Origin of the sequence: Streptomyces griseus (genome assembly GCF_900460065.1) — a bacterium.
GTDB lineage: Bacteria > Actinomycetota > Actinomycetes > Streptomycetales > Streptomycetaceae > Streptomyces > Streptomyces griseus.
On record NZ_UAVD01000032.1, the window covers coordinates 146093 to 158921 of the forward strand.

Sequence of the window (12829 nt, forward strand, 5' to 3'; positions counted from 1 at the left end):
GGATCGTACTCCGCCCGACCGGCCGTCAGCACCGGTAATGACGACCTTCGGATGGGCCGTTCGGCGCAGGGTGAGACCCCTGCGGACGGTACGGACACACCGAACGGCACCCCCCGGGGTGAGGGCGGGATAAGCGACCGACATAATGTCGGTCGTGGCGACAGCAACGACAGTAGAAACCGGGCACGCGCACCCGTCGGTCAATCGGCCGAACCTCACCAGCGTCGGAACCATCATCTGGTTGAGTTCCGAGCTGATGTTCTTCGCGGCCCTCTTCGCGATGTACTTCACCCTGCGATCGGTGATGGGACCCGATTACTGGAAGGAGATGTCCGATCATCTGAACTTCCCGTTCTCGGCGACGAACACCACGATCCTGGTGCTCTCCTCACTCACCTGCCAGCTCGGCGTTTTCGCAGCCGAGCGGGGCGATGTGAAGAAGCTCCGCACCTGGTTCATCATCACGTTCGTGATGGGTGCGATCTTCATCGGCGGCCAGGTCCTGGAGTACACCGAGCTGGTCAAGGACGCGGGGCTCTCCCTGTCCTCCGACCCGTACGGCTCGGTGTTCTACCTGACCACCGGCTTCCACGGTCTGCACGTGACAGGCGGTCTCATCGCCTTCCTGCTGGTCCTCGGCAGAACGTACGCGGCCAAGAGGTTCACCCACGATCAGGCCACCGCCGCCATCGTCGTGTCCTACTACTGGCACTTCGTCGATGTCGTATGGATCGGCCTGTTCGCAACGATCTACATGATCAAGTAACCGGGCTCGCACCCGCCCACCATCGACGCAGAAGATCCTGACACCGGGGTAATCCGTGAAAAAGCTCTCCGCACGACGACGCCATCCGCTGGCGGCGGTCGTCGTACTACTCCTCGCGCTGGCGGCTACCGGGGGGCTGTACGCCGCGTTTGCGCCTGCGGGCAAGGCGCAGGCCGATGAAACCGCCCAGTCCCTCGCCATCGAAGAGGGCAAGAAGCTCTACGCCGTAGGCTGCGCCAGCTGCCACGGAACCGGCGGTCAGGGCACCACCGACGGGCCGTCCCTCGTGGGCGTGGGCTCCGCCGCCGTCGACTTCCAGGTCGGTACGGGCCGTATGCCCGCGCAGCAGCCGGGCGCCCAGGTACCGAAGAAGAAGGTCATCTACAGCCAGGCGGAGATCGACCAGCTCGCGGCGTACGTCGCGTCGCTCGGCGCCGGTCCCATCACGCCGACCGACAAGCAGGTCGACCCCGCGGGCGCCGACGTCGCCAACGGTGGCGAACTGTTCCGCACCAACTGCGCCCAGTGCCACAACTTCACCGGTAAGGGCGGAGCCCTGACGGAGGGCAAGTACGCCCCCGACCTCGAAGGCGTGAGCCCGAAGCACATCTACGAGGCCATGCAGACCGGCCCGCAGAGCATGCCCTCCTTCCCCGACACGACGATGCCGGAGCAGGAGAAGAAGGACATCATCGCGTACATCGAGACCGTGAACGGTGACGAGACGGAGAGCCCCGGCGGCCTGGCCCTCGGCGGTCTCGGCCCGGTCAGCGAAGGTCTGTTCGCGTGGGTCTTCGGACTCGGTGCGCTCGTCGCCGTCGCCGTTTGGGTCGCGGCCCACACCGCTAAGGCCAAGAAGTCATGAGTAGCCAACAGATTCCAGAAGACAACCTGCCCGTGGTGCAGGAGACCGCGCACGGCGCGGTGGAGCGTCACGACGACCCGTTCGCCGACCCGGGACTGCCGGCCCACAAGCCGCGCATCCAGGACCTCGACGAACGCGCCGCGAAGCGCTCGGAGCGCGCCGTCGCGCTGATGTTCACCCTCTCGATGCTGGCGACGGTGGGCTTCATCGCCTCCTACGTCATCTTCCCGGTGGACAAGATCGTCTACATCTGGCCGTTCGGCCACGTGAGCGCGCTCAACTTCTCCCTGGGTCTCACCCTGGGTGCGGCGCTCTTCTTCATCGGCGCCGGGGCCGTCCACTGGGCGCGCACCCTGATGTCCGACGTCGAGGTCGCCGACGACCGTCACCCGATCGAGGCCACGCCCGAGGTCAAGGCCCAGGTCCTGGCCGACTTCCGGGCCGGTGCCGAGGAGTCCGCGATCGGCCGGCGCAAGCTGATCCGCAACACCATGTTCGGCGCGCTGGCCCTGGTGCCGCTCTCCGGCGTGGTCCTGCTGCGCGACCTCGGTCCGCTGCCGGAGAAGAAGCTCCGCACCACCCTGTGGGCCGAGGGCAAGCAGCTCATCAACATGAACACGATGAAGCCGCTGCGCCCCGAGCACATCACCGTCGGGTCGCTGGCCTTCGCCATGCCCGAGGGGCTCGACCCGGAGTCGCACGACTTCCAGACGCAGATGGGCAAGGCGGCCCTGATGATCGTCCGTATCGAGCCGGACGACATCAAGGACAAGCGCCAGCGTGACTGGGCCCACGAGGGCATCGTCGCGTTCTCCAAGATCTGCACCCACGTCGGCTGCCCGATCAGCCTGTACGAGCAGCAGACGCACCACGTGCTCTGCCCGTGCCACCAGTCCACCTTCGACCTCTCCGACGGCGCTCGCGTCATCTTCGGTCCGGCCGGCCACCCCCTTCCGCAGCTGCGGATCGGTGTCAACAGCGAGGGCAACCTCGAGGCGCTCGGCGACTTCGACGAGCCCGTCGGTGCTGCCTTCTGGGAGCGCGGATGAGTACTGCGACGAAAAACCCCTCCGCCGCCGGACCGGCGAGCGGGCGCAAGGCTCCGGCCGGCGAGCGGGTGGCCGACTGGGCGGACGGCCGGCTGGGCATCTACGGCCTCGCCAAGGCCAACATGCGCAAGATCTTCCCGGACCACTGGTCCTTCATGCTCGGTGAGGTCGCGCTCTACAGCTTCATCATCATCATCCTCACGGGTGTGTATCTGACGCTGTTCTTCCAGCCGAGCATGGGCGAGATCGTCTACCACGGTCCGTACGAGCCCATGCAGGGCATCCGGATGTCCGAGGCCTACGCCTCGACCCTGAAGATCAGCTTCGAGGTCCGCGGTGGTCTGCTCGTCCGGCAGATCCACCACTGGGCCGCGCTGATCTTCCTGGCCGCGATGTTCGTGCACATGATGCGCGTCTTCTTCACGGGCGCGTTCCGCAAGCCGCGCGAGATCAACTGGCTGTTCGGCTTCCTGCTGTTCGTGCTCGGCATGTTCACCGGGTTCACCGGCTACTCCCTGCCGGACGACCTGCTCTCCGGTACGGGTGTCCGCTTCACCCAGGGCGCGATCCTGTCCGTGCCGATCGTCGGTACGTACATCTCGATGTTCCTGTTCGGCGGCGAGTTCCCCGGCCACGACTTCGTGGCCAGGTTCTACTCGATCCACATCCTGCTGCTGCCGGGCATCATGCTCGGCCTGCTGGTGGCGCACCTGATCCTGGTCTTCTACCACAAGCACACGCAGTTCGCGGGTCCCGGCCGGACCAACAAGAACGTCGTCGGCATGCCGCTGCTGCCCGTGTACATGGCGAAGGCCGGAGGGTTCTTCTTCCTCGTCTTCGGCATCATCGCGGCCATCTCGGCCATCGCCACGATCAACCCGATCTGGGCCATCGGCCCGTACCGGGTGGACCAGGTGTCCACCGGCGCCCAGCCCGACTGGTACATGGGCTTCGCCGAGGGTCTGGTCCGTGTGATGCCGGGCTGGGAGATCAACCTGTGGGGCCACACGCTCGCCCTGGGCGTGTTCATCCCGCTGGTCGGCTTCGGCGTGGTCCTCACCGCGATCGCGGTGTACCCGTTCATCGAGTCCTGGGTCACCGGCGACAAGCGCGAGCACCACATCCTGGACCGCCCGCGCAACGCCCCGACCCGTACGGGCTTCGGCGTCGCCTGGATCACGGCGTACTTCATCGGCCTCGTCGGCGGTGGAAACGACCTGTGGGCCACGCACTTCCACCTGTCGATCAACTCGATCACCTGGTTCGTCCGGATCTTCTTCTTCGTCGGACCGGTCATCGCGTTCATCGTCACCAAGCGGATCTGCCTCGGCCTCCAGCGCCGCGACCGGGAGAAGGTGCTGCACGGTCGCGAGACCGGCATCATCAAGCGCCTGCCGCACGGTGAGTTCGTCGAGATCCACGAACCGCTCAGCCCCGAGCAGCTGCACACGCTCACGGCGCACGAGCAGTACCAGCCGCTCGACCTCGGCCCCGCGGTCGACGAGAACGGCGTCAAGCGCAAGATCTCCCCGGTGCAGAAGCTGCGCGCCAAGCTCAGCAAGGGGTACTTCGCCGACGGGAACCAGATCCCCAAGGCGACCCCCGAGGAGTACAAGGAGATCAGCGAGGGCCACGGCCACCACTGATCCCCTGAACTGATCGCCACCGTGAGAGCCCCGTCCATTCGCTGGACGGGGCTCTTTGCGGTCCGCCCGGCTGGATAGGGTGGAGCCATCTTTCCTGACCGGCTGTGGACCCTGGAGCGGACCATGAACGTTGTGACCCCGAACGGCGGCGACAGCGTGGCGGCCCGTTCCTGGCCCGGCCTCCTGAACCCGCTCCTGCGCGGCGAGGACCTCAGCGCCGAGGAGACCGCCTGGGCCATGGACCGCATCATGAGCGGCGAGGCCACCGACGCGCAGATCGCCGGGTTCGCCGTCGCGCTGCGGGCCAAGGGCGAGACCGTCGACGAGGTCACCGGACTGGTCCGCGCGATGTACGCCCATGCCAACACCATCGAGGTGCCGGGCCGGACCGTCGACATCGTCGGCACCGGCGGCGACCTCGCCAAGACGGTCAACATCTCGACCATGTCCGCGATCGTCATCGCCGGCACCGGCGCCAAGGTCGTCAAGCACGGCAACCGGGCCGCCTCATCCGCGAGCGGCTCCTCCGACGTCCTGGAGAAGCTCGGCGTCAACCTGGAGCTGACCCCGCGGCGGGTCGTCGAGGTCGCCGAGGCGGCGGGCATCACCTTCTGCTTCGCCGTGAAGTTCCACCCCGCCCTGCGGTACGCGGCCAAGGCCCGCAAGGAGCTCGGCGCGCAGACCACGTTCAACATCCTGGGCCCCCTCACCAACCCGGCCCAGGTCCGTTCCCAGGCGGTCGGCGTCGCGGACGCCCGGATGGCGCCCATCGTCGCGGGCGTGCTGGCCGACCGGGGCAACTCGGCGCTGGTCTTCCGCGGTGACGACGGGCTCGACGAGCTGACCACCACCGCCACCTCCCGGGTCTGGGTGGTGCGCGACGGCGTGGTCCGCGAGGAGCCCTTCGACCCGCGCGACGTGGGGCTGCCGATCGTCCCCGTCGAGGCGCTGCGCGGCGCCGACGCCTCGTACAACGCCGATGTGGCCCGCCGGCTGCTGGACGGCGAGGCCGGCGCGGTACGGGAGGCGGTCCTGCTCAACTCGGCGGCGGCGCTGGTCGCCCTGGACCCGGGGACCGGCACGCTGACCGAGCAGCTCGCGGCGAAGATCCTCGTCGCGGCCGAGGCCATCGACTCGGGGGCCGCCAAGCAGGCCCTGGAGCGCTGGATCGCCGCCAGCAACGCCTGAGCGAGCCGCAGAGGCGCACCGTGTGACACAGGGCGCGGTCCGGATGCCGGACCGCGCCCTTGCGCGTGTGGCCACGTATGGCAAGATGCTGGGCAGGTCATGAGTGACAGCGACTACGGCCCCGGCCCGCTGTCCGGCAACCCTCCGTCCGTGGCGGGGTGCCCCGGGTGAAGACCAGGCCGCAGGCAGCGAGGTCTGCGGCAAGCGCGGGCCCCTCGGCATCCAGCGGATGCCAGCCCCCGGGGTCCTGGTCCCTAGGGAGTCTTCTGTGAGCAAGCGAATGCGCTAGGGCTGACCGCCCTCCTTCAGCGCACCCTCTTTCCTTTCCTCTCCCGCGCTGCCGCGTACCTCGCCGGCGCTGGATTTCGCCTGCCTTCTACGGGAGTTCGCCATGTCTGTCCCCACCGCTGCCCTTGACTCGTCGGTTTGTGCCCCGCTGCCCGTCCTGGGACAGAACGTCACGGTTCCGCTCGTCACCGGCGGTGAGGTGACCTACGCCGCGCTCGACTACGCCGCCAGCGCCCCGGCCCTCCAGCGGGTCTGGGACGACGTCGCCGCGTACGCCCCGTACTACGGCAGCGTCCACCGCGGCGCCGGCTACCTCTCGCAGCTCTCCACCGACCTCTTCGAGAACAGCCGCCGCACGGTCGCGGAGTTCCTCGGCTGCCGCGCCGACGACCAGGTCGTCTTCACCCGCTCCACGACCGACTCCCTCAACCTGCTGGCCGCCGCGATCCCCGCCGGCTGCCAGGTCTTCGTCTACGAGACCGAGCACCACGCGTCCCTGCTGCCCTGGCGCGACGCGCGGGTCACCTACCTCGACGCGCCCCGCACCCCGGGCCAGGCCGTCGAGACGCTGGAGCGCGCACTGGCCGACCGCGACCCCTACGGCCCCGCGCTCGTCTGCGTCACCGGCGCGTCCAACGTGACCGGCGAGCTGTGGCCGGTGCGGGAACTGGCCGCCGCCGCCCACGCGCACGGGGCCCGCATCGTCCTGGACGCCGCGCAGCTCGCCCCGCACCACCCCGTGGACATCGCCGAACTGGACGTCGACTGGGTCGCGTTCTCCGGCCACAAGCTGTACGCGCCCTTCGGCTCCGGCGTCCTCGCCGGCCGCGCCGACTGGCTCCAGTCCGCCGAGCCGTACCTCGCCGGCGGCGGCGCGTCCCGCAAGGTCGCCCGGCGGGCCGACGGCGGCGTGGACGTCGACTGGCACACCACGGCCGCCCGCCACGAGGCCGGTTCGCCCAACGTCATCGGCGTCTACTCCATCGCCTCCGCCTGCAAGGCGCTGACCGAGGCGGGCTTCGACAGCCTCGTCGCCCGGGAGCAGGAGCTGGTGTCCCGGGTCCGCGAAGGGCTCGCCGAGGTGCCCGAGGTGCGGGTGCTCTCGCTGTTCGGCGACGACGCCCCCCGGGTCGGCGTCATCTCCTTCGTGGTGCGCGGCTGGAACAGCTCGCACTTCGCCGCCGCCCTCTCCGCCGAATACGGCATCGGCGTCCGCGACGGCCTCTTCTGCGCCCACCCGCTCGTGCGCACCCTGCTCGGCAGCGACCCGCAGGACCCGGGGGAGTGCGGCGCACCCGAGGCCGAGCCGGGCGAGCGGTCCCTCAACGCCATCCGCGTCAGCTTCGGGGCCGGTACCCCCGACGAGCACATCGACCGCTTCCTGCGCGCGGTGACCGAGCTGGTCCGCGAGGGCGCCCGGTGGAACTACCGCACCGAGGACGGCCGCTGCGTCCCGGACCGCGGCGAGGCCGCACAGGTCTGACGACGCCGGCGTCGCGCGAACACGTCGGCCGGGAGCGGGCGCACGGCCCGCCCCCGGCCGAAGGACGCCGGAGCTACGCGTCGAGACCGATGGCGAAGGCCGCTTCCAGGTCGTGCTGGGAGTACGTACGGAACGCCACGTGGGTGTCGGTTCCCTCGACGCCCGGGATCTTGCTGATCCGGCCGGGGATGACATCGGCGAGGTCGTCGTGCCTGGCGACCCGGACCATGGCGATCAGGTCGTAGGTGCCGGTGACGGAGAAGACCTCGCTGACGCTGTCCAGCGCGGCGATGGCCTCGGCGATCTCCGGAATCCGGTCCACGCTGGTCTTGATGAGCACGATCGCGGTGATCACGGCTGGCTGTCTCCCTCGGTGGCTGGAACCTTCACTCTAGTCCTACGCCCATGGAGCACCCAGGCGCAGAGGAACCCGGCCGCGAACCCCGCCACGTGTGCCAGGTACGCCACCCCCGGACCGCTGCCCGCCCCCCGCGCCGCCGCCCACTGGAGCCCGAACCAGAAGACCAGCACGATCCACGCGGGGAAGCGCAGCGGCAGGAAGAAGAGGAACGGGAACAGGCTGGTCACCCGCGCCTTCGGGAACAGGTACAGGAATGCGCCGAGCACCGCGGAGATCGCCCCCGACGCCCCGACCAGCGTCTGTTCGGAGTCCGCGTGCGCCGCCGCGTAGCAGACCAGGGCCGCGTAGCCGCAGCCCACGTAGAAGACGGCGAACCGCACCCTCCCCATGCGCTCCTCGACCATCGCGCCGAACACGTACAGGAACAGCAGGTTGCCCAGCAGGTGCAGCCAGCTGCCGTGCACGAACAGCGCGGTGAACGGTGTGATCAGGGCGTGCGCGGAGCCCTCCCACAGCTCGGCGGGGATCACCCCCCACCGCTCGAAGTACCCGGCCTGCGCGGCGAGCAGCGTCTCCTCGCTCCGACGGGCGGCGCCGCCGAACCCGGAGAGCGGGCTGATCAGGAAGATCACTCCGCAGACGGCGATCAGCCCGTACGTGACCGGGGCGCCGCTCGACGCCGCCGCGTGCCGGATCCTGCCCGCCGTGGTCCGCCAGTCGGCCTGCCGCCCGTCGATCATGTTCAGAGCATGACGTACCGGTGGAGAACCGGACGGAGCGCCTCGCCGTGCCGATGCCTATACGCGAGGCCGTAGGGTTACGCCAGGACTTCCGCAGTTCGACGGCGCACCGCGAGATCCTTGACGTAGACAGGTGGAGTCGCGGCGGCGCGCCCGGCGCGGGCTCCTGGAGACGACGAAAGAGGACGCAACGATGACGACGGTTCCCCTGCCGACCGACTCGACCCGCTGGCGCTGCACCCTGTGCGGCAACCTCACGCGCTTCGACGTGACCCGTTCCTCCAAGGTCGTGGAGTACGTGCACCTCGACCTGGCCGGTGAGTCGAGTGTCGAGGAGCGGGAGGTCGTCAGTGAGACCATCGAGTCGGTCCGCTGTCGTTGGTGCAACGCGGTGGACCAGATCGAACTGGTGGACAGGCCGGGCGCCGCTTCCTGAGGAAGCGCGCCCATCACATATCTATGGGGTGACGGACGGTGGATCAGCCGACCAGCGGCGCCGGACCGGCCGATGAGGCCGACGGCGGCGCAGAGGCGCTCGGCCGTCCGCTGCCCGAGGGTGTGCGACGGCGGGTGATCGCGCTGGTCTCGGACGCCTTCGGCGGACTGACCGTCGCCGAACTCCCCGCCCAGCTACGGCAGTACGCGCGGTTCACCCCGACCCGGCGGGCGAAGTTCGCGGGGAACGCGATGGCCGCCGCGCTGGAGAGCGACGCCGTGTTCCGGCAGCGGATCGGGGAGCGGCTCGGCCAGTCCCAGCCCGAGCTGACCGGCGCCCTGGAGGCGGGCTCGCCGCCCGCCGCCGCCGATCCCCTCGACGTGGCCGCGGCCGCCTACGTGCTGCGCCCGGTCGGCTGGGTCAAGCTGGTCGAGTCGGCCGGCGAGGAGGTCCAGCGCGCCGACGCGGAGCGGGCCGACGAGGAGACCCGGCGCGAACTGGAGCACCTGCGCGAGGAGCTGGAGCGGGCCCGCTCCCACACGCGCGCCGAGACCGAGCGGCTGCGCACCGAGCTGGAGGCGGCCCGCAAGGAGACCGAGGCGCTGCACCGCAAGCTGCGCAGCGCCCTGAGCGAGGTGAAGCGCGGCGAGGCGGCCCTGCGCCGCAGCTCCGCCGAGACCGACACCGTACGCGCCGAGTCGGCCGCCCAGCTCTCGGCCGCGGAGAGCGAGTCGCGCCGGCTCAAGGGGCGGCTGGGGGAGGCCGAGGCGGCCCTGGAGGCGAGCCGCCGGGCCGCGCGCGAGGGCCGCTCGGTGGAGGACATGCGGCTGCGGCTGCTCCTGGACACGGTGCTGGACGCGGCCTCGGGGCTGCGGCGGGAGCTGGCGCTCCCCCCGGCGACCACGCATCCCGCCGACACCGTGGACGCGCTGGAGCCGGGCCGGATGTCGCCCAAGGACATTGCCGCGCGCGCTCTTTCGGAGACCGATCCGGCGCTGCTCGACCAGCTCCTCGCCCTGCCGCAGGCGCACCTCATCGTGGACGGCTACAACGTCACCAAGACCGGCTATCCCCAGATGCCGCTGGAGAAGCAGCGGTTGCGGCTGCTGGGCGGGCTCTCGGTGCTCGCGGCGCAGACCGGCGCCGAGATGACCTGCGTCTTCGACGGGGCCGAACTGGCCGCCCCGGTGCTGCTGGCCCCGCCCCGGGGTGTCCGGGTGCTGTTCAGCAAGCCCGGTGTCACGGCCGACGAGGTGATCCGTCAACTGGCCCGCGCGGAACCGCCGGGACGTCCCGTGGTGGTCGTCTCCACCGACCGGGAGGTGGCGGACGGTGTGGCCAAGGCCGGTGCGCGACCGGTCGCGTCCGTCTTGCTCCTCAAGCGCCTTTCGCGCGTCTAGCTGGATATGCGCGACATGTGTGGCATGCCGGATTCCTGGGAACGTACCGTCAAGTCGCCGCTACACGCGGTGGGGTGAGAGTAAAGAAGTGCTGGGTGTGACGAGAAAAATCCTGCGAGGATTTGAACTGATCACAAGATGGTCACTAAGGTCAGGCCTCGAACCTTCGCACGGTTGATCACCCATTGGGGGTGACGGCGAAGGAACCGCCGAGTCCGTCATGTGCACGGAGCCGGGGAATCTTTCCCCCACAGCCCGGTAGGCGGCTCTGAGGAAGAAGGAGCTCGCCTCCGTGGCGTCCCACCGTCGTCCCAAGCAGCCGAGCCGCGCCCGTGTGACCGTGCTCACCGCGACCGCCGCCGCGGCCGTGGCCCTGACCTCCCAGGCCGCCCACGCCGACCCCAAGCCGAGCAAGAGCGAAGTCAAGGCGAAGGTCGACAAGCTCTACCACGAGGCCGAGGCCGCCACCGAGAAGTACAACGGCGCCAAGGAGCAGCAGGACAACCTGAAGAAGGAAGTCGACGCGCTCCAGGACAAGGTCGCCCGCGGCCAGGCGGAGCTCAACACCCTGCGCACCGAACTCGGTTCGATCGCCACCGCGCAGTACCGCTCCGGCGGCATGGACCCCTCCGTGGCCCTCTTCCTCGCCTCGGACCCGGACAGCTTCCTCGACCAGGCCTCCGCGCTCGACCAGCTGACGGTCAAGCAGACGGAGTCGCTGCAGAAGATCCAGTCCAAGCAGCGCACCCTCGCCCAGCAGCGCAAGGAAGCCCAGGACAAGCTCGGCGACCTCGCCGACGTCCGCAAGGCCCTCGGCGAGAACAAGAAGAAGTACCAGGGCAAACTGGCCGACGCCCAGCAGCTCCTCAACACGCTGACCCAGGCCGAGCGGGCCAAGATGCAGCAGGAGGAGCAGCGCGCCAGCCGCGCCGCAAGCGACCGGGTCGAGCTCGGCAACGAGTCCCCCGCGTCCGGCCGCGGAGCCGCCGCACTGGCCGCCGCCGCCACGCAGATCGGCAAGCCCTACGTCTCCGGTGGCTCGGGCCCCAACTCCTACGACTGCTCCGGGCTGACCCAGTGGGCCTTCGCCCAGGCCGGCGTCTCCATCACCCGGACCACGTTCACCCAGCACAACGACGGCACGAAGATCGGCCGCAGCCAGCTCAAGCCGGGCGACCTGGTCTTCTTCAACAACCTGGCGCACGTCGGCTTCTACGCCGGCAACAACCAGATCCTGCACGCCCCGAAGCCGGGCACCGTCGTCCGCTACGAGTCGATGGACTACATGGGCACCTTCCAGTTCGGCGTCCGCATCTGACGCCACGGCACGCCCGCGGCGCGCCCGAACGAGGGAATCGCCGCACACCGTACTGACGCCCCCGCCCCGCCGGAGACCAAGGTCACCGGCGGGGCGGCCGCGTCCGTCCCCTACGCCGCCACCGGCGCGGTCTTTTGCCGGTGCGTAGTCGCCCGATTACTGTCTGGCTGCCGCGCAGCTCCCGGTCACCGTCCGCCCGTCCCGGGCGGCAGGGGCTGCGCACGACCGCGTCAGCGGAAGGGAGTGCGGCTACCCGTGGTGTCCCATCGCCGTTCCACACCGTCCGGCTTCACCAGAGGCGTCCGCGTCACGGTCATCTCGGCGGCCGCCGCCACCGCGGCCGCGACGCTGACCGGGGCACCGGCGAGCGCCGACCCCCAGGACACCCGGGAGAGCGCCAAGGCCGCCGTCGACCGCCTCTACGGCGAGGCCGAGCGGGCCACCGAGCGCTACAACGAGGCCGCGGAGCGCGTGGACCGGCTGCGCGGCGAGGCGGAGCGCTCCCAGGACGCCACGGCCCGGGGCCAGGAACGCGTCAACCGGATGCGCGACGCGCTCGGCTCGATGGCCGGCGCGCAGTACCGCGCCGGGGCCGTCGACCCGGCGCTCGCCCTGCTGCTCTCCGGCGACCCGGACACCTACCTGGAGCGGGCCGCCGCCCTCGACCGGGCCGGCGCCCGCCAGGCGATGACCCTGGACAAGCTGCGGCACGCGCAGCGCAGACTCGCCCAGACCCGCGCGGAGACCACCCGCGCCCTGGCCGAGCTGGAGCGCAACCGCGCCGCCGTCACCCGCCACAAGCATGCCGTCGAGTCCAAGCTCCGCGCGGCCCGCCGACTGCTGGACTCGCTGCCGCCCGAGGAGCGCGCCACCTTCGACCGGGCCTCCCGCTCCGGCCGCGGGGAAGCGCCCGACCTCTCCGGCGTCGCCCCCGGCTCGGGCCGCGCGATGTCCGCCGTCGCCGCCGCCCACCGGGCGCTCGGAAGACCCTACGTGTGGGGCGCCAACGGGCCCTCGGGATTCGACTGTTCCGGCCTGATGCAGTGGGCCTACGCCCAGGCCGGGGTGAGCCTGCCCCGCACCTCCCAGGCCCAGCGCTACGCGGGCCGCATGGTGCCCCTCTCCCAGGCCCGGCCCGGCGACCTGGTCGCCTACCGGGCGGACGCCAGCCACATCGGCATGTACGTCGGCAACGGGCAGGTCATCCACGCCCCCTACCCGGGCGCCCCGGTCCGCTACGATCCGGTCGGCATGATGCCCGTCTCCTCGGTGACCCGGATCTGACCGTA

General features: G+C 70.3%; 12 protein-coding genes and 1 riboswitch. Of the genes, 10 read left to right on the forward strand and 2 right to left on the reverse strand.

Annotated features, from left to right (window positions below):
* The first annotated feature begins 145 nt into the window (after positions 1–145).
* The 6 genes from ctaE (at position 146) to DTB53_RS23630 (ending at position 7285) form a co-directional block, all read left to right on the forward strand.
* Complete coding sequence (gene ctaE / locus DTB53_RS23605) at positions 146–766, forward strand: aa3-type cytochrome oxidase subunit III (RefSeq protein ID WP_003969635.1); 621 nt, start codon at positions 146–148, stop codon at positions 764–766.
* Between the two features lie 55 nt (positions 767–821).
* On the forward strand, positions 822–1631 hold the full coding sequence (gene qcrC, locus DTB53_RS23610) for a cytochrome bc1 complex diheme cytochrome c subunit (protein WP_012381266.1): 810 nt from the start codon (positions 822–824) through the stop codon (positions 1629–1631).
* Positions 1628–2680 carry a cytochrome bc1 complex Rieske iron-sulfur subunit gene (qcrA, locus tag DTB53_RS23615; protein ID WP_003969637.1) on the forward strand — a complete coding sequence of 351 codons (1053 nt, stop codon included), beginning with the start codon at positions 1628–1630 and terminating at the stop codon, positions 2678–2680. The genes qcrC and qcrA overlap by 4 nt, the downstream gene beginning before the upstream one ends.
* Complete coding sequence (gene qcrB / locus DTB53_RS23620; protein WP_003969638.1) at positions 2677–4326, forward strand: cytochrome bc1 complex cytochrome b subunit; 1650 nt, start codon at positions 2677–2679, stop codon at positions 4324–4326. The genes qcrA and qcrB overlap by 4 nt, the downstream gene beginning before the upstream one ends.
* Before the next feature lie 123 nt (positions 4327–4449).
* Complete coding sequence (trpD, locus tag DTB53_RS23625) at positions 4450–5514, forward strand: anthranilate phosphoribosyltransferase (protein ID WP_012381267.1); 1065 nt, start codon at positions 4450–4452, stop codon at positions 5512–5514.
* 95 nt (positions 5515–5609) lie between these two features.
* Positions 5610–5727, forward strand: a riboswitch (SAM riboswitch).
* A gap of 178 nt (positions 5728–5905) precedes the next feature.
* Complete coding sequence (locus DTB53_RS23630; protein WP_012381268.1) at positions 5906–7285, forward strand: aminotransferase class V-fold PLP-dependent enzyme; 1380 nt, start codon at positions 5906–5908, stop codon at positions 7283–7285.
* 73 nt (positions 7286–7358) lie between these two features.
* On the opposite strand, the gene DTB53_RS23635 is transcribed toward DTB53_RS23630, so the two are convergent.
* Together DTB53_RS23635 and DTB53_RS23640 are read right to left on the reverse strand one after the other, a co-directional pair.
* On the reverse strand, positions 7359–7640 hold the full coding sequence (locus DTB53_RS23635; protein WP_003969641.1) for an Lrp/AsnC family transcriptional regulator: 282 nt from the start codon (positions 7638–7640) through the stop codon (positions 7359–7361).
* The gene (locus DTB53_RS23640) at positions 7637–8386 is read right to left on the reverse strand and encodes a rhomboid family intramembrane serine protease (protein WP_012381269.1); all 750 of its coding nucleotides are present in this window, start codon (positions 8384–8386) and stop codon (positions 7637–7639) included. Before DTB53_RS23640 ends, DTB53_RS23635 begins: the two co-directional genes overlap by 4 nt.
* A gap of 193 nt (positions 8387–8579) precedes the next feature.
* Here DTB53_RS23640 and DTB53_RS23645 point away from each other — a divergent pair, with 193 nt between their 5' ends.
* The 4 genes from DTB53_RS23645 (at position 8580) to DTB53_RS23660 (ending at position 12824) form a co-directional block, all read left to right on the forward strand.
* A complete protein-coding gene (locus tag DTB53_RS23645; RefSeq protein WP_003969643.1) occupies positions 8580–8822 on the forward strand; it encodes a hypothetical protein in 243 nt (80 codons plus the stop codon).
* Positions 8823–8860: 38 nt separating this feature from the next.
* Positions 8861–10222, forward strand: coding sequence for an NYN domain-containing protein (locus DTB53_RS23650; RefSeq protein ID WP_012381270.1), 1362 nt, complete (start codon positions 8861–8863; stop codon positions 10220–10222).
* Between the two features lie 292 nt (positions 10223–10514).
* Positions 10515–11540 carry a C40 family peptidase gene (locus DTB53_RS23655; RefSeq protein ID WP_012381271.1) on the forward strand — a complete coding sequence of 342 codons (1026 nt, stop codon included), beginning with the start codon at positions 10515–10517 and terminating at the stop codon, positions 11538–11540.
* 255 nt (positions 11541–11795) lie between these two features.
* Positions 11796–12824, forward strand: coding sequence for a C40 family peptidase (locus DTB53_RS23660; RefSeq protein ID WP_012381272.1), 1029 nt, complete (start codon positions 11796–11798; stop codon positions 12822–12824).
* The last annotated feature ends 5 nt before the right edge of the window (positions 12825–12829 follow it).

Excerpts from the sequence above, each read along its gene's own strand:
- DTB53_RS23645 (WP_003969643.1), top strand. The coding sequence starts at position 8,580 with ATGACGACGGTTCCCCTGCCGACCGACTCGACCCGCTGGCGCTGCACC.
- ctaE (WP_003969635.1), top strand. The coding sequence starts at position 146 with ATGTCGGTCGTGGCGACAGCAACGACAGTAGAAACCGGGCACGCGCAC.
- trpD (WP_012381267.1), top strand. The coding sequence starts at position 4,450 with ATGAACGTTGTGACCCCGAACGGCGGCGACAGCGTGGCGGCCCGTTCC.
- DTB53_RS23640 (WP_012381269.1), bottom strand. The coding sequence starts at position 8,386 with ATGATCGACGGGCGGCAGGCCGACTGGCGGACCACGGCGGGCAGGATC.
- DTB53_RS23630 (WP_012381268.1), top strand. The coding sequence starts at position 5,906 with ATGTCTGTCCCCACCGCTGCCCTTGACTCGTCGGTTTGTGCCCCGCTG.
- qcrB (WP_003969638.1), top strand. The coding sequence starts at position 2,677 with ATGAGTACTGCGACGAAAAACCCCTCCGCCGCCGGACCGGCGAGCGGG.
- qcrA (WP_003969637.1), top strand. The coding sequence starts at position 1,628 with ATGAGTAGCCAACAGATTCCAGAAGACAACCTGCCCGTGGTGCAGGAG.